At 68.3% G+C, this 22,809-nt stretch carries 25 protein-coding genes; 6 read left to right on the top strand and 19 right to left on the bottom strand.

Annotated elements, in window-relative coordinates:
* Positions 1-21 precede the first annotated feature (21 nt).
* From ACFMRZ_RS36425 to ACFMRZ_RS36400, 6 genes are all read right to left on the bottom strand, one after another.
* Positions 22-267 (bottom strand): hypothetical protein, encoded by a 246-nt coding sequence (locus tag ACFMRZ_RS36425; protein WP_400182678.1) that lies wholly within the window; start codon positions 265-267, stop codon positions 22-24.
* Entirely contained in the window at positions 264-569 is a 306-nt protein-coding gene (locus ACFMRZ_RS36420; RefSeq protein WP_400182677.1) for a hypothetical protein, read from the bottom strand. The genes ACFMRZ_RS36425 and ACFMRZ_RS36420 overlap by 4 nt, the downstream gene beginning before the upstream one ends.
* Entirely contained in the window at positions 557-829 is a 273-nt protein-coding gene (locus tag ACFMRZ_RS36415; RefSeq protein ID WP_400182676.1) for a hypothetical protein, read from the bottom strand. The genes ACFMRZ_RS36420 and ACFMRZ_RS36415 overlap by 13 nt, the downstream gene beginning before the upstream one ends.
* 88 nt (positions 830-917) lie before the next feature.
* The gene (locus ACFMRZ_RS36410; protein ID WP_400182675.1) at positions 918-1,640 is read right to left on the bottom strand and encodes a BRO family protein; all 723 of its coding nucleotides are present in this window, start codon (positions 1,638-1,640) and stop codon (positions 918-920) included.
* Positions 1,637-1,798 (bottom strand): hypothetical protein, encoded by a 162-nt coding sequence (locus ACFMRZ_RS36405; RefSeq protein ID WP_400182674.1) that lies wholly within the window; start codon positions 1,796-1,798, stop codon positions 1,637-1,639. Before ACFMRZ_RS36405 ends, ACFMRZ_RS36410 begins: the two co-directional genes overlap by 4 nt.
* Positions 1,795-2,052 carry a helix-turn-helix domain-containing protein gene (locus ACFMRZ_RS36400; protein ID WP_400182673.1) on the bottom strand — a complete coding sequence of 86 codons (258 nt, stop codon included), beginning with the start codon at positions 2,050-2,052 and terminating at the stop codon, positions 1,795-1,797. The genes ACFMRZ_RS36405 and ACFMRZ_RS36400 overlap by 4 nt, the downstream gene beginning before the upstream one ends.
* Positions 2,053-2,171: 119 nt before the next feature.
* Between ACFMRZ_RS36400 and ACFMRZ_RS36395 the strand changes: the two genes are divergently transcribed.
* Positions 2,172-2,558 carry a helix-turn-helix domain-containing protein gene (locus ACFMRZ_RS36395; protein ID WP_400182672.1) on the top strand — a complete coding sequence of 129 codons (387 nt, stop codon included), beginning with the start codon at positions 2,172-2,174 and terminating at the stop codon, positions 2,556-2,558.
* Between the two features lie 643 nt (positions 2,559-3,201).
* Here ACFMRZ_RS36395 and ACFMRZ_RS36390 read toward each other — a convergent pair.
* From ACFMRZ_RS36390 to eltD, 7 genes are all read right to left on the bottom strand, one after another.
* Positions 3,202-4,692 carry a recombinase family protein gene (locus tag ACFMRZ_RS36390; protein WP_400182671.1) on the bottom strand — a complete coding sequence of 497 codons (1,491 nt, stop codon included), beginning with the start codon at positions 4,690-4,692 and terminating at the stop codon, positions 3,202-3,204.
* Between the two features lie 86 nt (positions 4,693-4,778).
* The gene (locus ACFMRZ_RS36385; RefSeq protein ID WP_400182670.1) at positions 4,779-5,915 is read right to left on the bottom strand and encodes an ABC transporter ATP-binding protein; all 1,137 of its coding nucleotides are present in this window, start codon (positions 5,913-5,915) and stop codon (positions 4,779-4,781) included.
* A complete protein-coding gene (locus tag ACFMRZ_RS36380; protein WP_400182669.1) occupies positions 5,912-7,087 on the bottom strand; it encodes an ABC transporter ATP-binding protein in 1,176 nt (391 codons plus the stop codon). Before ACFMRZ_RS36380 ends, ACFMRZ_RS36385 begins: the two co-directional genes overlap by 4 nt.
* A complete protein-coding gene (locus ACFMRZ_RS36375; protein WP_280273580.1) occupies positions 7,087-7,953 on the bottom strand; it encodes a carbohydrate ABC transporter permease in 867 nt (288 codons plus the stop codon). The genes ACFMRZ_RS36380 and ACFMRZ_RS36375 overlap by 1 nt, the downstream gene beginning before the upstream one ends.
* A 3-nt stretch (positions 7,954-7,956) precedes the next feature.
* Positions 7,957-8,883: a carbohydrate ABC transporter permease gene (locus ACFMRZ_RS36370; protein ID WP_400182668.1), complete on the bottom strand. Its 927-nt coding sequence runs from the start codon at positions 8,881-8,883 to the stop codon at positions 7,957-7,959.
* Between the two features lie 31 nt (positions 8,884-8,914).
* Positions 8,915-10,336: an ABC transporter substrate-binding protein gene (locus ACFMRZ_RS36365; protein WP_400182667.1), complete on the bottom strand. Its 1,422-nt coding sequence runs from the start codon at positions 10,334-10,336 to the stop codon at positions 8,915-8,917.
* 135 nt (positions 10,337-10,471) lie between these two features.
* On the bottom strand, positions 10,472-11,548 hold the full coding sequence (gene eltD / locus ACFMRZ_RS36360) for an erythritol/L-threitol dehyrogenase (RefSeq protein ID WP_280369928.1): 1,077 nt from the start codon (positions 11,546-11,548) through the stop codon (positions 10,472-10,474).
* A gap of 117 nt (positions 11,549-11,665) precedes the next feature.
* On the opposite strand from eltD, the gene ACFMRZ_RS36355 reads away from it, so the two are divergent.
* Together ACFMRZ_RS36355 and ACFMRZ_RS36350 are read left to right on the top strand one after the other, a co-directional pair.
* Positions 11,666-12,658: a sugar-binding transcriptional regulator gene (locus ACFMRZ_RS36355; RefSeq protein WP_400182666.1), complete on the top strand. Its 993-nt coding sequence runs from the start codon at positions 11,666-11,668 to the stop codon at positions 12,656-12,658.
* Positions 12,655-13,416 carry an SDR family NAD(P)-dependent oxidoreductase gene (locus ACFMRZ_RS36350; RefSeq protein ID WP_400182665.1) on the top strand — a complete coding sequence of 254 codons (762 nt, stop codon included), beginning with the start codon at positions 12,655-12,657 and terminating at the stop codon, positions 13,414-13,416. Before ACFMRZ_RS36355 ends, ACFMRZ_RS36350 begins: the two co-directional genes overlap by 4 nt.
* Positions 13,417-13,461: 45 nt before the next feature.
* Here ACFMRZ_RS36350 and ACFMRZ_RS36345 read toward each other — a convergent pair whose 3' ends face one another.
* Genes ACFMRZ_RS36345 through ACFMRZ_RS36335 form a run of 3 tightly spaced genes read right to left on the bottom strand, consistent with a single transcriptional unit; the run spans position 13,462 to position 17,625 of the window.
* Complete coding sequence (locus ACFMRZ_RS36345; protein WP_400182664.1) at positions 13,462-14,940, bottom strand: FGGY-family carbohydrate kinase; 1,479 nt, start codon at positions 14,938-14,940, stop codon at positions 13,462-13,464.
* A gap of 49 nt (positions 14,941-14,989) precedes the next feature.
* On the bottom strand, positions 14,990-16,381 hold the full coding sequence (locus tag ACFMRZ_RS36340) for an LLM class flavin-dependent oxidoreductase (RefSeq protein WP_400182663.1): 1,392 nt from the start codon (positions 16,379-16,381) through the stop codon (positions 14,990-14,992).
* A complete protein-coding gene (locus ACFMRZ_RS36335; RefSeq protein WP_400183060.1) occupies positions 16,378-17,625 on the bottom strand; it encodes an MFS transporter in 1,248 nt (415 codons plus the stop codon). Before ACFMRZ_RS36335 ends, ACFMRZ_RS36340 begins: the two co-directional genes overlap by 4 nt.
* Positions 17,626-17,844: 219 nt before the next feature.
* Here ACFMRZ_RS36335 and ACFMRZ_RS36330 point away from each other — a divergent pair, with 219 nt between their 5' ends.
* Positions 17,845-18,327, top strand: coding sequence for a MarR family transcriptional regulator (locus ACFMRZ_RS36330; RefSeq protein ID WP_280369935.1), 483 nt, complete (start codon positions 17,845-17,847; stop codon positions 18,325-18,327).
* Entirely contained in the window at positions 18,324-18,701 is a 378-nt protein-coding gene (locus ACFMRZ_RS36325; RefSeq protein WP_400182662.1) for a DUF5313 family protein, read from the top strand. The genes ACFMRZ_RS36330 and ACFMRZ_RS36325 overlap by 4 nt, the downstream gene beginning before the upstream one ends.
* 49 nt (positions 18,702-18,750) lie before the next feature.
* Here ACFMRZ_RS36325 and ACFMRZ_RS36320 read toward each other — a convergent pair whose 3' ends face one another.
* From ACFMRZ_RS36320 to ACFMRZ_RS36310, 3 genes are all read right to left on the bottom strand, one after another.
* A complete protein-coding gene (locus ACFMRZ_RS36320; RefSeq protein ID WP_400182661.1) occupies positions 18,751-19,995 on the bottom strand; it encodes an SfnB family sulfur acquisition oxidoreductase in 1,245 nt (414 codons plus the stop codon).
* On the bottom strand, positions 19,992-21,110 hold the full coding sequence (gene sfnG / locus ACFMRZ_RS36315; RefSeq protein ID WP_400182660.1) for a dimethylsulfone monooxygenase SfnG: 1,119 nt from the start codon (positions 21,108-21,110) through the stop codon (positions 19,992-19,994). The genes ACFMRZ_RS36320 and sfnG overlap by 4 nt, the downstream gene beginning before the upstream one ends.
* A gap of 173 nt (positions 21,111-21,283) precedes the next feature.
* The gene (locus ACFMRZ_RS36310; RefSeq protein WP_400182659.1) at positions 21,284-22,105 is read right to left on the bottom strand and encodes an EamA family transporter; all 822 of its coding nucleotides are present in this window, start codon (positions 22,103-22,105) and stop codon (positions 21,284-21,286) included.
* A 50-nt stretch (positions 22,106-22,155) separates the two neighbouring features.
* Here ACFMRZ_RS36310 and ACFMRZ_RS36305 point away from each other — a divergent pair, with 50 nt between their 5' ends.
* Complete coding sequence (locus ACFMRZ_RS36305; RefSeq protein WP_400182658.1) at positions 22,156-22,806, top strand: LysR substrate-binding domain-containing protein; 651 nt, start codon at positions 22,156-22,158, stop codon at positions 22,804-22,806.
* Positions 22,807-22,809 lie beyond the last annotated feature (3 nt).

Raw genomic sequence — 22,809 nt, 5'->3', positions numbered from 1 at the left:
GGCTCCCGGGCCGCAGCCATGTCAGGTGGTGGAGGGCTTGGGCACGACACCCGGGACGTGGAGCGCATCACCCGTCCCGGGCGTCGCGATCTCCTCGTCAGGGCGAGGAGACGAATCGGGGGTCAGGGCGACAGCGATACCGATTGCGTCGCGGGCGATCTCGCGCAGCTCACGCGCACCGAACACGCTCGTGGCCGCGGCGCTGAGGGCCAGGGCAGCGAGCTGGTCGGCAAGCTGGATCAGCTGCGAGCGGGCCAGGCGGCTCATCGCCCGCTCCACTTGCGCGAGGCCTGCCACGCCTTGTCACGGGCTGCCGCTTCGTTGAATGCCGCGAGCATGGAGTCGCTCACCTGCATGAGCGCCGGGCCCTCAGCGGCGGGGCGGGCGTCCTCGCGGTAGCGCGGGGCGATGGCGTCGCGGGCGGCCTCGGCGCGCTGCGCGGCCTCAGCGGCGTCGCGGGCGTTGGCCTCGGAGTCAGTGCGCGCCCGCTCGGCGTAGAACCAGGCGATGATGGCGCCGGTGAGGGCGAGGCCGGAGGCGATCAGGGCGGCGGCGTTCATATCCCCCACTGCCTCTTGATCTGGTCGCGCTCGGTGCGCGCCTGCGCCAGCTGGGTGACGGCGTGGAGGTGGGCGTTACCCCACTCGTCGCCGAGGTGCATGTACATGCCCAGCCGGTCGACGTCCTCTTGCAGCTTGTCGATGCGCTGCACCAGGCCGAGCAGCTCGGCCGCGGCCCGCTCCTCAGGAGTCGGCTCTGCTGCTTCCGGCTGCTCGCCGGTCGGCTCTGCGTCGATCTCGTCGACGGCGGCAATCTCCGGCGCGGTCATCGCCGACCTCCAAACAGTGCGCGGGCCAGCAGCGGGGCGATGATCATCGCCGAGGTGGCCCAGATGATGAGGACTCCGAACATGGCGGTCATGAGGCACCGCCCCGGCCGTCGAAGGCCAGCTCCCACACCCATGCGGGGTAGGAGTTGACCTCGCCGTACAGCGCGTGCGGCACCTTCACCGCGTCGATGCCGCGCGCCTTCGCGATCGCGGACGCCTGCCGGCCGACGCGGTTGAGGAACTGCGTCGAGGTGTTCTCGATCTTCGCCATCCGCGCGTAGCCGAGCGCCGAGTACCAGTCGTGGCGGCCCTCGATCGCGTCGAGGCGCGCGTCGGTCTTGGCGGCGATGGCCTTCGCTTCCTCGGCGGTGCGCTGCGCCGCCTCGAGCTGGTCGATCTGGGCTCGCAGGATGTCGAAGGTGGACACCGCGGCGGGGACCGCGGGGCGGGTCTCGGCGGTGCGGGTCTGGATGGCGAAGTACGCCTGCGCCGCAGCGACTTCCGGCTTGTTCGGGTCGCCGTTCATGGCGACGAGGTAGGCCGCGAACCGGGACAGCTCGTAGTCGATCTGTGCCGGGCCGGATGTGCCAGGATCTTTACGGGATCCCGTAAAGTTGCTGGTCAGATCGTGCGCCTGGTTCTCGGCGGTCTTCATGGCCCGCTTGATCGGGACGTCGAAGTGCTGCCACCGGCTGTAGCCCATCAGCGGCATCAGCTCCCGCGCCGACCAGTACTCGCTGCCATCCGCGCGGGTGCGCTTGATGTGGTCGAAGGGCGAGCCGCCCTGGATCGGGATGAGATTCGCGGTCACGCTGCCGCCCTCCCCCGCTGCGCTTGCTCGCGGTCGGCGCGCTCGTACGCCTTCAGCTGACGGATCGCGCCGTCCATGCATCCGGGCGGGAAGTGCTTCATCTGCTCGTCGATCCATGCCTGCATAGCCGGGTCGACGTTGGGACGTGGGCGGCTCACGATGCGGCCCGCGCCTTCAAATCCCCTGGGGCGGGGACGAACTCGGCCGGCGAAACGCCCAGGAGGTCGGCGATCTGTTCGAGGTCGTCGATGGTGAGCGTGTACTTCGAGTGCCGAACGTTCATCAGCCTGCTGAATGTCGCGTTCGGTCTACCGATCTGGTCGCCGACGTACTCCTCGGTCAGCCCTGCATCCTTGATGGCCTGGCGGACCCGAATCGTGACCTGTTCGCTCCAGGTCTGCCGTGTCTCCATATGGCGACTTTAGCTCTATTTGGAGACGGTTGCAATGGTGTAGCGGGCGGTCGGTTGGGTGAGGAGACCCTTATGTTCCCTGTTGTGGAGGTCTCCAAATGGAATCTAGACTCCTGCCCATGGCTACGAACGCTCGCGAACCGGGGCCGCTCACCCAGGCGGTCGCGGAAGAGATCAGGGTCCAATTGGGCCGACGAAAATGGAAACAGGCGGACCTGGTCAAGGCGACCGGGATGCCCAAGGCAACCATCTCGTCCCTGGTGAACGGCAATTCCGCTATCGACGTCGAGCAGCTCGCCAGCATCGGCGAGGCGCTCAACATAGACCCCGGAGAGATCGTGCGCAACGCGATGAAATCGCCCGACTACGTCGCGCGCCGTCGCGGATCCGATCCGGTTTACCTCCCGGACGGCCGGCTCAACCCCGCCAACACGCGCGGCGTCCCACCCTCCGACGACATCCTCGACGAGGTAACTCGGCGCAAGGGCGATGACAGCTCAGGCTGACGCATCACCACTTCGACAGACCACCCGACCGCCGGCGCATATCGCCATCCGTCCAGACATCCGCGGCCGAACGCCCACACCTGCACGGCTGTCGCACACAGCCGTGCAGCTTGTGATGCCAGGAGCCCTTCGCGCGGAACGACTTCCACATCATGTCTGGTTACGATGACCAGACCGATGATGGCCCACCCGTTGCGGGCGGCCACACTGCCGCACGCTGGCGATACCGAAATCCCCAGCGCGGCGAGATCGTTCGCGAGGCACCTATAGTCGCCTGCGCCCTCATCATCCGGTTGATCCCGCACGATTGACACCCTCCAGTTACACCCCGACCCGCATGTCCCTTATGCCGTGGATGTGACCGACACATTAATAGCCACTGGTCACCAAGGCTGCTGCAACGTTTGATGATCCCAGCATATGTACCGAAACGTTATAAATGATCACGACTCGCAATTTGTCAGCAACACAACAGCTTTCAGCGCTGAAACTCCGGCGATGATCTACACTCACACGCCGCACGCTGGCCGGATGCTGTCACGTGAAACAAACTGGTCTACCGAACCGATCAGGTGTTCGATGAGATGTCAGCAAACGTTCATCTAAGATCACCCCAAGATCGCGCAACTATGCTGAGGATCACCTAACTTCCCTGCGCCGCAACAAGATCTGCGGCGAGCCCGTTCCTCGGCCGCACCTCCACGCCGATCTCGCTATAGCGCCCCTGCTTCCCGATCGGCAGGATCGTCACCGATAGGTGATCACGCAGCAGCGCTCGCTTCTGCGTCAGCGACCGAGCCTCCCATCGACCGCGCACACCAGGACCCGCCAGGTCCAACAGGTTCGGGTCCACCCGGGCCCGCACGGTGTCGACCCGCTCCTGCACTTCGCGGATCTCCGCCTCCCGCGCCTCGACATACAACGCGACCGACCGCGCTGTCATCCGCGTCTTGGCCGCCTCGACGACGAAGATCTCGATCTCGCTGCGCAACTGCTCGATACGCGCGAGTTCCTCGTCAATGGTCGCCTTGCCGTCCTCGTCCTGTGCCAGCAGCAGCGCCTGCGCATCCGGGCTCTCCAGCACCTGGAGCCACAGTTCTTGCACATAGGCATCCACCCGCGCCGCACCGCGCGCCACATGATTCCGGTCGCGGCAGACGTAGGCGTCGTCCCTGTGGCTCCCACTTCGCCGACGCTTGTGGTCGATCACCCCCGGCTCCCCCAGCGACAGGCACACACCGCATTTCGCGATGTGCGACAGCAACCACCTCACCTCCGAACCGCGGTGCGTGAGACGATCCGGATCCTTAAGCACGGCCGTCAGCAGCGGATACCAGTCCGGATCGAGTACCGGATCCCACGTGCCGCGCCCGACGATCTGTCCCCGATGCACTCGGAAGCCGAACACAGTCGGATTCGTCAGATACCGCACCAGGTCCTTGCCGCGGAAAAAGGTCGTTCCTCCCGCGGCGCGCCAGTCCGCCTCCAGTTCGCGCGCCAGGGCCGACATCGACACCGCGGAACCCTGCTCGAGGACCCGCTGCGCGGCAGCCTTCAGTACCGACTGCTGCGCGGGTACGACCCTACGGCCCGCGGAACGCCCGCCCTCGTAGACGATCTCGTATCCAGGGGCCGGTTTGCCGTGCGGCTTGTTCGCGCTCAGGTTCGCCTCCATCGCCCGCAGTACCCGCTTGCGCGTCTTCCCGACCGCCTTCGCGCCGTCGAGGATGTCCTGCCACACGGCGTTGCGGTCGTCATCGTCATCGAGGTTGAACACGTGGCCGTCGTAGTACAGCGGCACATCTCGCGCCGCGAGGATGTCGCAGAAGGTCGCGAACTCGGCCATGTTGCGGGTGATGCGGGACGGTTCCCAGACGACAAGAACGTCACCGCGGCGAAGAACGCCGGGCAGGCGCTTGAAGGCGTCGCGCTCTCGTTTCGAGTGTCGCGAGGCGCCGCGGTCGTTATCCTCGAGGATGTGGCCGATCGGCCACTGTTCGTATTCGCAGTCCGCGGTGCACGCCTCGGCCTGCTCTTTGCAGGATCGGCCTCGGCGCCCGTCGTCCTTGGAGACGCGGACGTAGATGACCGCTCGCCGAATTTGCAGTGGTGACCTGCGAGAACGTGTAGACATGTCGGCAAGTCTAACGGACCCCCTATTGACAAGTCAGCTCGGTGAACGACGCCGGGTCGTTGTAGAGCCACGTCATGAGAAACCCTCTATCGCAAACGTTTTCCGGAATCCGGGTCGAACAGGTAGACACGCTCGGGCGGCGCCGACAGCGCGACGGATTGCCCCGCGTCGAACCGCTCGTCCGCCGGGGTCTCCACCAGCACCGGCGCGTCCACGCCGGGCACGTCCACCGCGGCGCGGCCGAATTCCATCAGATGCTCGAAATACCTTACGGTGCAGGGCAATTCACCAGCATTTCCCGCCGCGAGACGGCAATCCTGCGGACGCACACCCACCTTCACCTGCTGCCCGCTGGAGACCTCCGCCGCGGCCACAGGCAGTGCGGCGCTACCGATCCGGACCGATGTACTCGATCCCTCCCGCCGCACCACTCCGTCGACAATGTTGATCTGCGGCTCCCCGACGAACCCGGCGACGAACAGGTTCGCCGGATCATCGAACACCTCGTCCGGCGTGCCGAACTGCTGGATGACCCCGCCGTCCATCACGGCCAGCCGGTCCGCCAGGCTCAGCGCCTCCACCTGGTCGTGCGTGACAACAATGGTGGTGTACCCGAATTCCCGTTGCAGCACCTTCAATTCGCGGCGCACCCGCTGCCGGGCCGAGGCGTCCAGATGCGAGAGCGGTTCGTCCAGCAACAGCACCGGCGGATTGCGCACCAGCGCGCGGGCGAGCGCCACGCGCTGCTTTTGACCACTGGACAGCCCCGCGGGCCGCAAGTCCAGCAGGTCCGCCAGCTCCAGCCGCCGCGCGATCTCGCCGACCAGCCGATCCGCCCCCGGGACCTTGCGCGCCTTCAACCCGTAGGCCAGGTTCTCCCGCACCGACAGCGGCGGATACAGGGCGTAGCTTTCGAAACCCACACCGACACCGCGCTTTCCGGGCGGCAGTCCGGTGATGTCGCGCTCTCCGATACGGATGGCGCCGCTGGTGACGGTCTCCAGTCCGGCGATCATCCGCAGCGTCGTCGTCTTGCCGCAGCCCGAAGGGCCCAGCAGCGCAACCAGTTCCCCGGGTTCGATATCGAGTTCGATGCCCTTGACCGCCTGAAAACTCTCCCGGCCGCGCGCGGAGTAGGTCTTCGTGAGCCGTTCCAGCGTAAGTCGCTGGGCAACGCTCCGCCCCGGCGCACCAGGCGCGGCCACCGTCGCCTCGGATGTCATTGTCTCTCCTCCGGTGTCGGGACGGCCGCGCCGGTCCGGTGGGCGGTGCTGCTCGCTGTACCCAGCCGCCGACTGTCGGTGCCGGAATCGCCCGCCGCGAACACGTGTACGTCGGCGAGCGGCACGGTCAACGCCACCTCCGCACCTTCGCGGACGTGCGCGCCACCCGCGGACAGCGCGATGAGCGACACCCCGCCGATATCGACCGACACCTCGACATTGCGGCCCAGCCGCTCCGCCAGCGTGATTCGACCGAGGACGGACAGCGCGTCACCGCCGCGCCCGGCGACATAGCCCTGGCCACGCGCGCCGACGGTGATGTCGCAGGGCCGCAGACCCAGTCGCGCGCCACCGCCGGAAACCTCGAGTCCCGCGGGCACCGGGATATCGATCCCCGTGCCCGGCACCGTGATCCGGCCGTCCGTCACGACCGCTCCGACGATGTTCATCTCCGGCTGCCCCAGCGCCCGCGCCACGAAGGTGTCGACCGGCCGCCGCCAGATCTCCTCCGGCGTGCCGACCTGGATCAGGCGACCGTCGCGCAGGATGCCGATCCGGTCGCCCAGAGCGAGCGCCTCCTGGTAATCGTGGGTGACATAGACCGTCGTCGTATTCGACATGCGCCCCAGCTCCCGCAGCTCCGCCCGCATGGCGGCGCGCAGCTTGGCGTCCAGGTGCGACAGCGGCTCGTCCAGCAGATAGACGTCCGCCGGGCGCACCAGCACCCGCCCCAGTGCCACCCGCTGCCGCTGCCCGTTGGACAACTCACGCGGAAAACGCTGCTGCAAGTGGTCGATTCCGAGAGTGCGGGTGACCGCGTCGATCCGCTCGCGCTGCTCGGCCTCGGAGTACTTGCCCGTGCGTCCCGACCGCAGCGGCGACGCCAGGTTCTGCGCCACGGTCTTCTGCGGATACAGCGCGTAACTCTCGAACGCCATCGCGACATTGCGGTGGTAGGGCTCCACCGAGGTCATCTCCGTGCCGCCGATGCGCACCGAGCCGCCGTCCACGTCGACCAGTCCCGCGATCGATTTCAGCGTGGTCGTCTTACCCGCACCGGACGGGCCCAGGATGACGAAGAACTCGCCGTCCGCGATGTCGAGCGACACGTCCTCGATGCCGATGGTCTTGCCGTAGCGCTTGGTCAGCCCGTCGAGTGCCAGCTGTGCCATCAGGACTTCACCGCCCCGAACGACAAGCCGCGCACCAGATACCGCTGAATCGTCAGCGCGACGAGCAGCGGCGGCAGTGCCGCGATCACGGCGGCCGCCGCGGTCAGGTTGTAATACGCCTGCCCGCCGCCGCCGAGAAACTTGGTGATCGCCACGGTGACCGTGCCCGCATTGCTGTCGGCGAGGATCAGCGGGAACACGTAGTTGTTCCAGGCGAAGATGAACGCCAGCAGCGCCGCCGCCGCGATGCCCGGCCGCACCAGCGGCAGCGCGACCATCACGAACGCCCGCCGCCGCGTGTAGCCGTCGAGCAGGGCGGCCTGTTCCAGATCCTCCGGCAGATCCTGGAAGTAGGACCGCAGGATCCACACCACCAGCGGCATGGTCACCAATTGCAGCACCCAGATCATGCCGACCTTGGTGTCGAACAGCCCGATCTGGTTGTAGATGACGAACAGCGGCACGATCACCATCAGCTCCGGCGCGAACCGGAACGACAGCATGGTGAACATCAGGTCGTTGGACCCCTTGTACTGCCACCGGCCCGCCGCGTAGGCGGCCGGAATGCCGATCAGCAGCGAAACCAGCACCGCGCCACCGCAATTGAGCAGACTGGTGAGCAGTGCCGCCTTGAAGTCGACGCTGGTGAGGTCGGTACCGCGCCGACTGAGCACCGTCCCGAAGTTCTCCAGCGTCGGGCTGAAGCGGAAGTAGGTCGTGGTCTGTTCGGCGGGAGTCTTCAACGCCAGCAACACCATCCACACGATGGGAAACAGCGAGAAGACGAACCAGCCGATCAGCACCACGTCGGCGCCCACCGACGCCGCGGTGAATCGTCGTTGTCCGGGAAGAAGTTCTTTGGCCATGAGCTACGACTCCGCTCCAGCGGCGCGACGCTGCGCCTTGCCGAGCACGCCTACCAGCAGGCGTGCGGTGATGAAAACGATCGCCCACAGCAGGAACATGTAGGTGCTGCCGCGGGAGTAGTCGAGATTGATGATGGAGTCCTCGAAGGCCCCGATCTGCAGCGTGCGCGTGGCCACGCCCGGCCCGCCCGCGGTGAGCACGTACACCGCGTCGAACACCTTGAGGTTGTCCATGAATCGGAAGATGACCGCCACCAGAATGTAGGGCCACAGCATCGGCAGCATCAGCTTGCGGAACATGTAGAACCAGCTCGCGCCGTCCACCGCGGACGCCTCGAACGGCTCCTTCGGCAGCGACCGGATGCCCGCCAGCACCAGAATCGCCACGAACGGCGTGAAGATCCACAGATCGACCAGGATCACCGACCACAGCGCGTTGCCGTGCGACAGCCAGTCGAAGGTGGAGCCGAGTCCGAAGATGTGGTTGAGAATCCCGAACTGCGGGTTGAACATCAGTTTCCAGATCACCCCGGCGATCACCGGCGCGATCATCAGCGGCAGGATCAGCACCTTCTCGAACACCCGCCCGATGAGACTGGATCGGTTGAGCAGCAAGGCGATTCCCACGCCGATGACCGTCTCCACGGCGGTCGCGACCACCGCGAAGATCCCGGTCACCCGCACACTGGTCCAGAACTGCATGTCCCCCAGCACGCTGGCGTAGTTGCGCAGCCCGATGAACACCGGATTCGGGTTCACCGCAGCGTAATTGAGCACCGAGTAGTAGGCGCCGATGACGAACGGGTAGAGGATCCCGACGACGATCAGCACCGCGGGCACCGACAGCAGGTACGGTCGCAGTGACCGCCGCCAGCGCGGAACCTCCACGGCGCCGGGCGGTTCCGGCGGACTGACGGCTCGAGTGGTCATCTCGACCTCCCTTTCTTCGACCCGCGGCGGGTCACAGATTGACCTTCGACGAACTGGTCTTGGCCAGACTGGCCAGCCGTGACCGAGCGCTCGCGCCGCCGTAGATGTCCTGCAGGGCGACGGCCCAGTCCTCGGTGGTGTCGAAGAACTTCTTCTGCGGGGTGAACTGGATCTTCGAGCTGCCGATGACGGCCTCGAACGTCTCCAGGTAGCCGGGCATGCCGCCGAGTTGCTGCTTGAACACCCCGTCGAACACCGACTTGCGCACCGGGTCGGCGAAGATGCCGCCCCGCACGGCCTTCGACAGCGCCTCCTTGCCGGTGACCCACTGGATGAGCAGCCACGCCGCCAGCTTGTTCTTCGACATCGAATTCATCGCCAGCGACCAGGTCCACAGGTTGGTGCTGTAGTTGCCTCCCGGCCCCGCCGGACCCGGATACCAGCCCAGGTTGCCCGCCTGCGCGCTGGCGCCGCGCTTGTTCTTCGGGTAGGTCGCGCTGTCGGCGTCGTAGACCATCATCGCCTTGCCGTCGCCCAGATCACCGGTGGCATTCGGATAGTCGTAGGTGGTCCAGGACGTGGGCCCGGCCAGTCGCTGCATCTCGATCCACTTCTCGGTGAACGCGACCGCGGCATCGGAATCCATCGCGGCCCGCAGCTCGCCGCCGGAGAACTCGTAATCGCGAGCGCCCTCCCGGACGAACTGGGTCATGAATCCCGGATGGATGGTCGCCCACGACTTGGAGCCGCGGGTGGCGATGCCGTACCGGTTCTGCGAGCGGTCGGTGAGATCGATCGCGAGCTGGATGAAATTGTCGAAAGTGTCCGGCAGCGCGATCTTTCGCTGATCGAAGTAGGCCTTGTTGTAAGCGACCACGTTGTTCTCGAAGCCCCACGGGATCGCCCACTGCCCGCCGGTGCCCAGCGCGGAGCCGAGCGTGAAATCCCAGCGCGTGGAGGTGCGCAGGCCCTCGTAGATGTCCTCGAAGTCGTACTCGGCGTTGGTCGCCGACGAATTCGCCAGCCAGGGCGCCAGATCCTCCACCCAGCCCGGCGGGCCGTACTGCCAGATGAAGTAGGCACCGAGCATGAACACGTCGTGTTTGCCGGTGCCGCCGGCCAATTCGGTGTTCAGCTTGGTGAAGTAGTCGGCCTCCGGCACCAGGTCGGTGTTCACCGTGATCCCGGTCAGCTGCGTGAATTCGGCCAGCAAAGGCTGCAACGACTGCTGATACGGGTGCGGGGTCTGCAGCAGGTTCAGTGTGGCGCCCTGTGCGGCGCGCCAATCGAACGGCCCCGTCACCTCCGACGCGCCGTTGGTGGCGTGCACGCCGCCGCCGAGGCCGCAGGCCGCGATCGCCGGCAGTGCCGCCGCGGCCGCGCCCGCGATTCCCATCGCCCGCAACATGTTCCGGCGCGACATCTGCGGGCCGCAATACTGTCTGTCCCTCATCGAACTTCCTCGGATTCGCCGTCACCGGCGGCTGATGTTGTCGTCTCTCCTCCGGCGGCCGTCCCCTCATCCGACGGCCGCCGGATCAACCGGCCCCAGCTATCCCGGCCGAAACGTGCCGGGATGACCGGGCATTCACGACGGGATCAGCGACACCTTCACCGACTCGGCGCCGCTCGCCACCAGGTCCAGGCCCTTCTGGAATTCGCTGAGCGGCAGTTGGTGGGTGCAGATCTTGTCCATCGGCAGGACACCGGATTCGAGCATGCGGATCGCCGCGGGCCAGCAGTGCGGGCCGAGATGCGCGCCGCGGACGTCGAGTTCCTTGTCGTCGCTGATGATGCTCCAATCGACGGTCACGTCGCTGCCGAAGACCCCGTACTCGACGTAGGTTCCCAACTTGCGCAACAGGTTCAGGCCCTGTGGCACCGCCGACGGGTGGCCGGTGCCCTCCAGGTACACGTCCGCGCCGTACCCGCCGGTCAGTTCCATGACGATGGCTCGCGCGTCCTGTTCGCGGATATCGACCACGATGTCGGCGCCGCACTCGCGGGCCAGTTCCAGCTTCTCCGGAGCCATGTCGAGCGCGATCACGTGCGCGGGGTTCTTGGCGCGCGCCCCGGCCACCATGCCCAGGCCGATGGGACCGCAGCCCGCCACCACCACGACGTCGTCGAAGGTGATCCCGGCCCGCTCGACCGCGTGCAGTGAGCACGACAGCGGCTCGGTGAACGCGGCGTGGGCGGGCGGCAACTCCTTGGACACCTTGTGCACCAGCGCTTCCACCGGATACACCATGTACTTCGCCATCGCGCCGGGAGTGCGCCGCTTGAAGCCGTAGAGGTCGTGCGGCGCGCACATGTGGTACTGGCCGCGCAGGCAGTAGCGGCACTTCCAGCAGGGCACGATCTGCTCGGACACGACACGGTCGCCGACCGCGACACCCCAGCGCGCGGCGCCCTCGGCGTCGATTTCGACTATCTCCCCGACGAATTCGTGGCCCGGGATCACCTCGGTCTCGGCCCAGGCCGGGCGGTTCTCGTCGCCCCAGAACTTGGCGGCGCCGTGATAGCACTTCAGGTCGCTGGCGCAGATACCGACCGCCTCGACCCGGACCAGCGCCTCGCCCGGCCCGGGAACCGGGACGGGGACCTCCTCGAGCCGGTAGTCACCTGGCCCGTGGCAGATCACCGCCTGCATCTTCTCCGTCATCGCACTGCCCTTCATCCTGTGTCTGCCGTCACAGTAACCCACGCCGTTTACATCTGTCCAGAACGAATGTTCACAGCACCTATGGCGTGAACAAATGTTCAATGGAATACTGCACACATGCCCAGCAGTCCCGATACTCCGGCGCAGACCTCCTCGGACAGCGGCACTTTCGCGCCGTCACAGCTCTACGCGGCGGCGAAGATGTACTACGAGGAGGACGCCACGCAGGCGCAGGTCGCGCAGAAGCTACGGGTCAGCCGGGCGACGGTGAGCCGGCTGCTGTCTCAGGCGAGGCGGCAGGGCATCGTGCGCATCGAGGTGCGGCCGCCGGACCTGTCCGACACCGGCGACCTCGCCGGATCGCTCGCCGAAGCCATTGGGCTGCAACGGGTCTACCTGTCCGCGCCGCTGCCCGCGCCGACCCCCGCCAAGCCGACGGTCGAGGTGATGGGCAGCTTCCTCGCGCCCGCGGTGTCGCGGGCGCTGACGGAGGTCGGCCTGGTCGCGGGCGATGTGCTGCTGGTGTCCTCCGGGCGGACCGTCTACGAGGTGGCCCAGTTCGACCTCGAGCGGATTCCGGGGGTGCTGGTGGTGCCCACGGTCGGCGGCAACGATCAGCCCGAGGGGTGGTACCAGACCAACGAGATCACCCGGCTGATCTCCGGCAAGCTCGGCGGGCGGCCCAATTACCTTTTCGCTCCGGCGCTTCCGGGGCCCGATCTCTACGACACCCTGCGCGCCGATCCGTCCATTCAGCGGGTGCTGGATCTGTGGCCGAAGGCGCGGTGCGCCCTGATGGGCGTCGGCGCTCCCCCGCTGCTGCGCGACGACATACCGCAATTCGTGCCGACCACCTCGGCGTCGCTGCGGGCGGCCGTGGGGGACGTGTGCTCGCGGTTCTACGACCGCTCCGGCGCACGGGTCGACTTTCCCGGCGGCGAACGGCTGATCGCCGTGGAATTGGCGGTGCTGCAACAGCTTCCCGTCGGGATCGCGGTGGCGGTCGGGGGCGAGAAGGTGGCGCCGATTCTCGCGGGCGCGCGAGCCGGGTACTTCAACCGGCTGGTCACCGATCCCGCCACCGCACGACAACTGTTGGAGAGCGCATGAATTCGATCCGGCTCGACGGCAAGAGGGTGCTGATCACCGGCGCGTCCCGGGGCATCGGGGCCGATCTGGCGGACGCCTTCGCCGGTGCGGGCGCGACACTGGTGCTGTCCGGGCGCGATGCCGAAGCGTTGTCGGCGCAGGCTCGAAAGCTACAGGAGCAGTATGGGATTCGGGCCGCGGGGGTAGCGGCGGACCTGTCGGAGCCGGACGCGCCGGCACGGCTGGCGGCCGATGCGGCGGCGGTCTTCGGCGGGCTGGACGTGCTGATCAACAACGCCGGGATCTCCCATCCGCAGTTGGTGACCGACCTGACGGCCGCCGCGTTCGACGAGGTGCTCACCGTCAATCTGCGGGCGCCCGCGCTGTTGGCCGCCGAGGTCGGCACGGCCATGGCCGAATCCGGCGGTGGCGCCATCGTCACCGTCGCCTCCGCCGCCGCGCTGCGCGCGCTGCCCGAGCACTACGCGTACTGCACCTCGAAAGCGGGCCTGGTGATGGCCACCCGGGTACTCGCGCTGGAACTCGGCCCGCGCGGCGTGCGGGCGAATTCGGTCTGCCCGACCGTGGTGCTCACCGACATGGGCCGCAAGGTCTGGGGCGAGGCAGCGAAGTCCGCCCCGATGCTGGCCCGAATCCCCCTGGGCCGCTTCGCCGTCCCCGCCGAAGTCTCGGCCACCACCCTGTTTCTCGCCTCCGACCTCGCCGCCATGATCAACGGCGTGGAGGTCCCGATCGACGGCGGCTACGGGGTGAGCTGATCCGGGCCCCGCGGCGGCGGCGAGCTTGGTGGGATATCCGGTGGCTCAGCCGAATTCGGCTAGGCGGTGGACTTGCTCGCGGGTCGCGGGGTAGAGCTGTAGCCAGGTTTTGTAGAGGTCGTCGTAGCGTTCGCGGTTGGCGGGGTCGGGTGGGACCTCGCGGGCGATGCGGGCCCAATCCGTCTCGGGGGCAACGAGTCCGACGCCGATCGCGGCCAGCAGGGCGTCGCCGTAGCTGGCGCCGATGGCCTGTTCGGGGAGCAGCTGGGTGAGGCCGGTGATGTCGCTGAGGGCCTGTGTCCAGACGGGGCTGCGCAGGCCGCCGCCGACCCCGACCGCGCGGGTGACCGGCGAGTCGGCGTCGTCGAACATCCCCAGGATCTGCCGGATGCCGAAGGAGATGCCCTCGTACGAGGCCCGGAACAGATGTCCGCGGCCGTGCCGCAGCGTCAGGCCCGCGACCACGCCGCGCGCGTCCGGATCGAACACCGGCGTGCGCTCACCGGCCAGGTACGGCAGCACCACGAGTCCCTCGGAACCCGGCGGCACCGCCGCCGCCTCGGCCATCAGTTCGTCGAAGGGCGCGCCGCCGGTGACCTTCTGCAACCACTGGGTGAGACTGCCCGCGGTCGAGGTGCCCGCCGCGAGCGCGAAGGTGCCCTGCTCGACGCCGGTGGTGGTCCACAGCGCCGGGTTGGTGTGGAACTTCTCCAGCACCTGCACCAGGAACATGGTCGAGCCGTACATCAGCATGAGATCGCCGGGATTGCGCACGCCGACGCTGAACGCCTCGGCGTACGCGTCGACCGTGCCCGCCACCACGGGTGTACCCGCCGGGATCCCGGTCTGCTCGGCGGCCGCGGCGGTGACCGTGCCGACTACCTCGGCGGGCCATACCAGGCGCGGCAGCGGCAGGTCGCCGAGAATGCGCGCGGCCCAGTCGGCGTTCCAGTCGAAATCGCGGATGGCGTAGAGCGGGTCGCACTGGCTGGCGGTGTGGTGGTCCTGGACGTATTCGCCGGTCAGCTTGGCCACCACGAACGAGTTCGAGCCGTACCAGCGCCGGGCCCGCGCGAACGCCTCGGGCTCGGCGTTGCGCACCCATTCGATCTTCGGCCCGACGGCCTGACTGGACAGCGACTTGCCCGCGCGCCGCAGGATCTCCTCGCCGCCGAACAGCTCCGTCAGCGCGGCGATCTCGGCGGACGCCCGCGTGTCGATGCCGTAGAGGATGGCCGGGCGCACCGGCTCGAGATCGTCGTCGCACAGCACCAGGCACGGCCCGACGCCGCTGACGCACATCCCCGCGACCCGGGCTCCCGCCGGGGCGGCGGCCACCAGCGCCCGGCTGATCGCGCACACCTCGGCCCACCACATTCCGACCGGATCGACCTCCGCCCACCCCGGCCGCGGCAGCGATATCTCGTGCGCCACCTGATGTTCGGCGACCACCACCCCGTCCGGCCGGACCAGAACGCCCTTACTGCTCCCCGTCCCCAGATCAATACCAACCAGCACATCCACGAAGGTCAGGGTATGCGCTCGGCCGCCGCCGCAGGTGAGTCCCGCGGAATCACCCCGGCCGAACCGGCTCCGTGCCCGCACCGCGCCGGCGGTAGGCCGAACCCGGGTGATCGGGTGCCAGCAGGGGACCCGCGCCGCCGAGTCTTTCCCGCAGGGTGGCGGGGGCGGAGGTTTCCGGGACCCGTCCGCGGCGGCGGAGTTCGGGGATGACGAGGCGGGCGAAGTCGGTGAAGGTGCCCGGGGTGGTCACGTAGGCGATGTTGAAGCCATCGATGTCGGCCTCGTCCACCCAGCGTTCGAGTTCGTCGGCGACCTCGCCGGGCGCGCCGGTCAGTACCGGCCCGCGGCCGCCGATGCCGATCGCGTCCGCCAGTTCCCGAGGTGTCCAGGCTCGATCGGGGTCGGCGGTGGTGAACGATGCCAGCGCCGACCGGTTGGCGTCGGTCTCCACATACCGCAGCGGTTCGTCGTGGTCCAACTCGGCGAGGTCGACGCCGGTCCACCCGCCGAACAGCGCGAGCGCGCCCGCCGAGCTGACGAACTCCCGATAGGACCGCAGCTTGTCCTCGGCTTGCGCGCGCGTCTCCGCCACCACGGGCGTGACCATGGTGAACACCTTGATCGAGCGCGGATCCCGGCCCAGTTCGGCCGCCGTCTCGCGCAGCTTGCGCACCGGTCCGCGCACTATCTCGGGCGTCGGCCCGGAGATGAACACGGCCTCGGCGTGCGCGGCCGCGAACCGGATGCCGCGCGGCGAGGCTCCGGCCTGGAACAGCACCGGCGTGCGCTGCGGCGAGGGTTCGCAGAGGAACGGCCCCGGCACGGTGAAGTACCGGCCCTTGTGCTCGATGTCGTGGACCTTCGCCGGATCGGTGAAGACCCCGCGTGCGGGGTCGCGCACCACCGCATCGGCCTCCCACGACGATTCCCACAGCTTGTAGCAGACCTCGAGGTATTCGTCGGCGACGGCGTACCGCTCGTCGTGCGGAATCTGCTTGTCCAGCCCCAGGTTCCGGGCCGCGCTGTCCAGGTAGGAGGTGACGATGTTCCACGCGACCCGGCCGCCGGTGAGATGGTCCAGCGTCGACATCCGCCGGGCCAGCGCGTAGGGCTGCTCGTAGGTCAGCGACAGCGTGATGCCGAACCCGAGCCGCTCGGTCACCGCGGCCATCGCGGACACCGCCAAGGTCGGATCGTTCACCGGGAATTGCGCCGCGTCGGCGACCGCGGCGTCGCGCGAGCCGCCGTACACGTCGTAGACGCCGAGCACGTCGGCGAGGAACAGCGCGTCGAAGCCGCCGTCCTCGAGCGTGCGCGCCAGCTCGGTCCAATATCCCAGTTCCTTGTACCGGTGCCCCTGGTCGTCGGGGTGCCGCCACAGGCCCGCCGACTGGTGACCGACGCAGGCCATGTCGAAGGCGTTGAGGTAGATCCGGCTCACGGTGTCGCTCCGATCTCGTCCCGGTAGGTTTCCCGCGCCGACCCGGCCGCCGCGAGGGTGAGCACCGACAGCACCGCGAAGTACACGACGATCAGCCACGGGTTCCCGCCGCCCACCGTCAGCAGCGCCGCCGCGATCAGCGGAGCGAAGCCGCCCGACAGCACGGCGCCGATCTGGTAGCCGAGCGAACTGCCGCTGTAGCGCACCCGGGTGTCGAACAACTCGGCGAACCAGGCGGCCTGCGGCCCGTACATCGCGTCGTGCATGAGGTTCACGCCGAGCACGATCACCACCACCACCGCGATCTTCGACCCGGTCTCGACGGCGAGGAAGAACAGCGCGAGCGTCACCAGACCGCCCGCCGCGCCGAAAAGGTAAGGGCGCCTGCGGCCTACGCGATCGGACAGCCACGCCCACAGCGGGGTACTGACCAGGCCGAGCGCCGAGGAGATCAGCACCGCCACCAGCCCCACCGAGCTGCCCTTCCCGAATTCGTCCTGCAGATAACTCAGCGAATAGGTGGTCAGCAGCACGAACAGCGAAATCTGCGACAGCCGTAAGCCGATGGTGAGCAAGACGTTTCGTGGCTGGGTCCGCAGCACCTCCACCACCGGGAGCCGCGCGATGTCGCCGCGTTCGCGCAGCCTGCCGAAGATCTCCGCGTCGGTGAGGCGCACCCGGATCAGCAGTCCGACGATCACCAGCACCGCGCTCAGCAGGAACGGAATCCGCCATCCCGCATCGAGAAACGCGTCCTCGCCGGTGACGGCCCACACCAGATAGAAGACCGCGGTCGCCAGCAACATGCCCGCGGGCGAACCGAGCTGAGTGAAACTGCCGTAGAGCCCGCGGCGTCCCGCTGGCGCGTGCTCGACCGAAAGCAGCGCCGCGCCACCCCATTCCGCGCCGACCGCAAGTCCCTGGAACACTCGCAGCGTCGCCAGCAACGCCGGCGCCAGCAGACCCACCTGCGCGTAGGTCGGCAGCACGCCGATCGCGGCGGTGGTCACGCCCATCAGCAGCAGGGCGCCGACCAGAACGGCCTTGCGGCCCAGGCGATCCCCGAGATGCCCGGAGATGATCGCACCGATCGGCCGCGCCCCGAAGCCCGCGGCATAGGTGGCGAAGGAGGCCAGGGTGCCCGCGGTGGAGGACACGTTCGGGAAGAACAACGGCTTGAACACCAGCGCCGTGGCGGTGGCGTAGAGGTAGAAGTCGTACCACTCGATGGTCGTGCCGACCATGCTGCCGAGCGCGACCGACCGTGGCGACATCGCGGCCGGGGCGGGCTCGGACGGCGAGGTCCGCTGGGTGACAGTCACGTCGGGGCAGCCTAGGTAGCGGTGAGCGGCTCGAGGAGGGTTGTTCTCGCCCTGATCGCAACCGGTTCCGGCCCCGCGCTGTGGCACAGCTCTCGCACTAATAGTTTGTGCACTAACTATTGGCGGCCTAAGCTTTGCGTTGTGAGTCCTGAGCTGACCGAAGACGACGATCCGTTGCGGCTGGACCGGCAGGTGTGTTTCGCCTTGGCCGTCGCCAATCGGTCGGTGCTCGCGGTGTACCGGCCGCTGCTGGAGCCGATGGGGCTCACCCATCCGCAGTACCTGGTGATGCTGGCGCTGTGGGGTGAGACGCCGATGTCGGTGCGGGCCATCGCCGAAGCGGTGCAACTGGATTCGCCGACGTTGTCGCCGTTGCTCAAGCGGCTCGAAGCGGCCGGACTCATCAGCCGCCGCCGGGACCCGCGCGACGAGCGCAATCTCCTGATCGACCTCACCGACGCCGGGCGTGGGCTGCGGCGGCAGGCCGAGCGGATCCCGCCCGCGGTGGTGGATCGGCTCGGTGTGAGCCTCGCCGATCTGGAGGAACTGCGCGACATCCTCACCCGTGTGAACCAGGCCGCCCGCGCGGCCGCCGGAACAGCCGAGGCAGGGAGAAACGCATGAGTGGGCAAACCCCCGACCCGATCCAGCGCGTGCGCTATATCGCCGGCGCGACACTGCCCGAGTCGATGCGCGAGTGGGTGCTCGAGGACCTCACCGGCCGCGGCGCCGGCCGCCGCTACCTGCTGCGCTTCCTCGTCCCCGTGTTGCCGGTGCTGTGCCTGTTCCTGCTGGTACCGGGCCCGCTGTGGATCGGGTTGTCGATGATGGCGCTGCTGTACATCCCGCTGATCTACTTCACCGTCGCGCTCATGTACGTCTACCGCCGCCACCGCCTGATCAAGCACGGACTCGATCCCGAACTGGCCGACATCCGCCAGCGCCGCCGTGCCGAGGCCGAACGGGCGTCCTACGAATCCCGCCACGGGCGGGGATGAGCCGGTCGGGCATGAGTTCCGGCCTGCACCTGCCTGGACGAGGTACGGCTCAGATCAGCCCGTGTAGTGGAGGCGCGGTGTCGTGCAGCAGGGCGCGGCCCAAATGGTGGTACTTCCAGCGCACGGGGTCGTGGAGGGTGTGGGTGCGGGCGTTGCGCCAGAAGTGGTGGAGGTTGAGATCCACTGCGGCGCTGCGGGTTCCGGAGACCTCGAACAAGGCGGCGGAGACCTCGTTGGCGGCGCGGTCGGCGATGATCTTGGCCGCCGCGACCGCGAGCGAGGCGGCCGCGACGGGATCCGATGGGGTGTCTTCGGGCGCCGCCGCGCCGGTGTCGCTCGCACCGACCGCCGCGTCGACCGCGGCAGCGGCCGCCGCCAGCGTCGCCTCGGCGGCCGTCACCGATACCGCCAGTTCGCCGAATCGCTGGATCAGCAGCGGGTCGTCGATCGCCCGCTCGACATTCGCCTCGAACCACGGGCGACTGCTGGTGCGTGCGAAATCCGTTGCGGCGGTGAGGGCGCCGCGGGCGATGCCGGCGTCGATGGCGACGTGCAGCAACTGCGCGAAAGCGCCGTATCCGGTGGGGGCGCGCACGGCGGCCGAGCGGGCCACCAGTTGCTCGCGATCCACCAGCACCCCGTCGAACGAGACCGTGCCGCTGCCGGTGGTGCGCTGCCCGATGCCGTTCCAGTCGTCGACGATACGCACGCCGGGCGACTCGGCCGGCAGATACGCGACGTACTCCCCCGGGGCCAGTCCGCTGCGCTCGTCCGGATCGTCGAGGCGAGCGAGCACGGCCAGCACATCGGCGAAAAGCGAACCGGTGCAATAGTATTTGATGCCGTCGACACGGAAGCGCCCACCGTCCGGCCGCACGGTGGTACCGATCTCGGCGACGGTGGCGCTGGTCCGCTCCGACTGTGCGTTGGCGATGCGGCCGCCGCCGAGCACCTGCCCGAGATAGCGCCGGCGCTGCGCTTCGGATCCGGCCAGCCGCAGCAGATTCACGTACACGAAGTGGCTGTGCGGAATCTGGGCGATATTCGGGTCCGCGGTCGCCAGTATCCGCACCACCTCGGCGACCGCGCTCGGCGGCAGATCCGCACCGCCGAGTTCCGCCGGAACGGTCACGGCCAGCAGGCCGCTCGCCGCCAGCTGATCGATTTCCCGATGCGGCAGTTCACGATCGCGGTCGCGGCGGGCGACGCCCGTCGCGAAGTCGGCCGCCAGCCGCCGGGCCACCGCGCGGGCGTGCGCGGCCGACTCGATGCGCTCGGCGGTGACGGCGGTCATCGGCTCGCGGCCGCGGCGGGTGCGCGGGCGGCCTCCAGCTCCCGCACCAGCGGCAGCACCTTCGCGCCGAAGTATTCGATCTCCTCCTGGAAGTGCAGGAATCCGCCGAGGATCAGATCGACTCCGCGGTCGCGGTAGGCGACGATGCGTTCGGCGATCTGCTCGGGGGTGCCGATGAGTTTGGTGCGGAAGCCGTCGTTGTACTGGACCAGGTCCTCGAAGGTGGAGTCGGCCCACATGCCCGTCCGGTCCCGGGTGGACGCACCGGCCTGCTGCACCGCGTCTCGGAATCCTTCCACCGCAGGGCGATTGGCCTTGTCGATGATCTCGCGGAGGGTGTCGTGCGCCTCCTTCTCGGTGTCGCGCGCGATGATGAAGCCGTTCAGGCCGAACTTCACCTCGCGGTCGTGCGCGCGGGCGATCTCGCGCAGATCGTCCAATTGCTCGGTGACGCCGTCGAAATCCTTGCCGTTGGAGAAGTACCAGTCGGCGAAGCGGCCGCCGTTGCGCCGGGCCGCGGTGGAGTTACCGCCTTGGAACAGTTCGGGATTCGGCCGTTCCGGGGTGTTGAGCGGCTTGGGCTTCAGGGTGAAGTCGCGGATGCGGTAGAAGTCGCCGCCGTAGTTCACGTTGTCCTCGGTCCAGATCTTGCGGATCACCTCGAGGAATTCGCCACTGCGCCGGTAGCGTTCGTCGTGCTCCAGCCATGGCTCGCCCAGCGCCTGGAACTCGCCCGCGAACCAGCCCGACACGACATTGATCGCGAAACGCCCGCCGGACAGATGATCCGCGGTGGCGCCGAACTTGGCCAGCACCGCCGGATGCCACAACCCGGGATGCACGGCCGCGATCACCTTCAGCCGCTCGGTCGCGCCCAGCAGCGCCAGGCTGAACGACGTCGACTCGTGCTGAAACTCGGCGCCGTAGGAGGCGGTGTAGCGCACCTGCGACAGCGCGTACTCGAACCCGTTGCGTTCGGCGGTCTGAGCGAGCTTCTTGTTGTACTCGAAGTCCCAACTCGTACGCTGCTCGATATCACTGGTGACCAGTCCCCCGCTCACATTGGGCACCCAGTAGGCGAACCGCACCTGATCGGCGATGTTCTCGGTCGTCATTGCTGCTCCAGCCGATTGTCGTCGAGACGGGATGTAGGCCACCGGGCGCGGCAACCATGCGCCCGGCGTGCCCCACACTTCAACACCACCCCGCCCCCCGAACCAGGGTTTGAATCGCCCCGATCCGATCCCCGCCGAGATCTCACCACGGGTTCGCGTTTCTGATGCCGATGTCACCGGGTGGTGGACAGGGTTGCCCAGGCCGCGGCGGTGGTGATGGCGGCGATGCCGAGACAGCGGTGCAGGGAGAGGGACTCGTGGAGGACCACTGCGCCGGTGAGGGCGGCGACTACCGGTTCGAGGGTGAGGAGGGTGGCGACGAGGGGTGCCGGAATGCGTTGTAGCGCAGCTAGTTCCAGGGAGTATGGGATCACCGCCGAGAGGGTTGCGACGGCGACACCGGCGAACAGGACGGCGGGGGTGAAGAGGGTTCCGCCGTTCGAGCACAGGCCCGGCGGTAGGCCGAGTACGGCGGCCACGCCGACGGCGAGAGCGAGCAGGGGGCGGCTGCCGGGCCCCGATCCGAGGCGGCGGGAGAGCAGCAGGTAGCTGCCCATCGAGGCGGCCGACAGCAGGGCCAGGGCGATGCCCTGCCAGGCCAGGGGGCCGGAGGCGGGATCGCGGACGAGCAGCAGGCCCGCGACGGCGAGCACGACCGCACCGGCGTCCGCGAGTCGGCGGGAACCGCACAGCGCCACCGTGAGCGGACCGAGCAGTTGCAGCGTGCCGGCCACTCCGAGCGGGAGATAGTGCAAGGCAGGGTAGATCAGGTTCATTCCGGCGATCGCGACGCCGAGCGCCAGCACCGTGCGCAACCGCCGCCAGCACGGCAGGGCGCGCGGGCGGCGGACCGCCACCAGCACCAGCGCGGCGATTCCGAGCCGGAGCGCGACCACGCCGAGCGGGTCCACCCGCGAGAACAGCTGCTTGCCGAACGCCTGCCCGGTCTGCGTCGAGATCGCGGCGGCCAGGACGAACAGTGGAGCGGGAACCATGACCACAGTGGGAGCACGCCCGCGCCGACATCGCCTCCGGCGGCACGGAATTGACCGGCACGCTGCGCTTCACCGGGGTGTCCTCGGCCATCGCCGCCGTCGTTGGTCCGGCCGTGGCACGCCTGCGCGAACAGCATCCGCGAGTCGAATCGACCATGGACGAGATGGAGAGCACCGAGGCCTTTCAGCTCCTGATCGCCGACGCCGCGGACATCTCCGTCGGATTTCCCACGGCCACCACCCCGCCGGTCGACGACCCCCGCTTCGAACAGCACGTGCTGCTCGACGATGTCCAGGATCTCCTGGTGCCCACCGGACACCCCCTGGCACAACAGGACTCGGTCACGCTCCGGGACGCGGCCGCCGAACCGTGGATACTCGACTTCCCGGGCGGCGACACCCACGATGTCGTCTTCGCGGCCTGCGCCACAGCGGGTTTCACACCTCGCATCGCCCACCACGTCAAGGAATGGTTCGCCGTGTCCGCTCTGGTCGCACACGGCCTGGGCGTCTGCCTGCTGCCCCGGCTGGTGCCGATTCCCGACGAGCACGCGGTGGTCCGGGTCCCGCTGCACGGCAGTCCGCGGCCGGCCCGGACGATCATCGGCACCGTCCGCCGCGGCGCCGCCCGGCACCCGCTGATCGCCGCCGGATTGTCCACTGTCGCCGCCGTCGGCCGCGAGATCGCCGCGCGCCGTTGATGT

The sequence above is a fragment of the Nocardia sp. N2S4-5 genome (assembly GCF_044628355.1).
Lineage (GTDB): Bacteria > Actinomycetota > Actinomycetes > Mycobacteriales > Mycobacteriaceae > Nocardia > Nocardia wallacei_B.
This window is presented reverse-complemented; position numbering and strand designations above follow the sequence as displayed.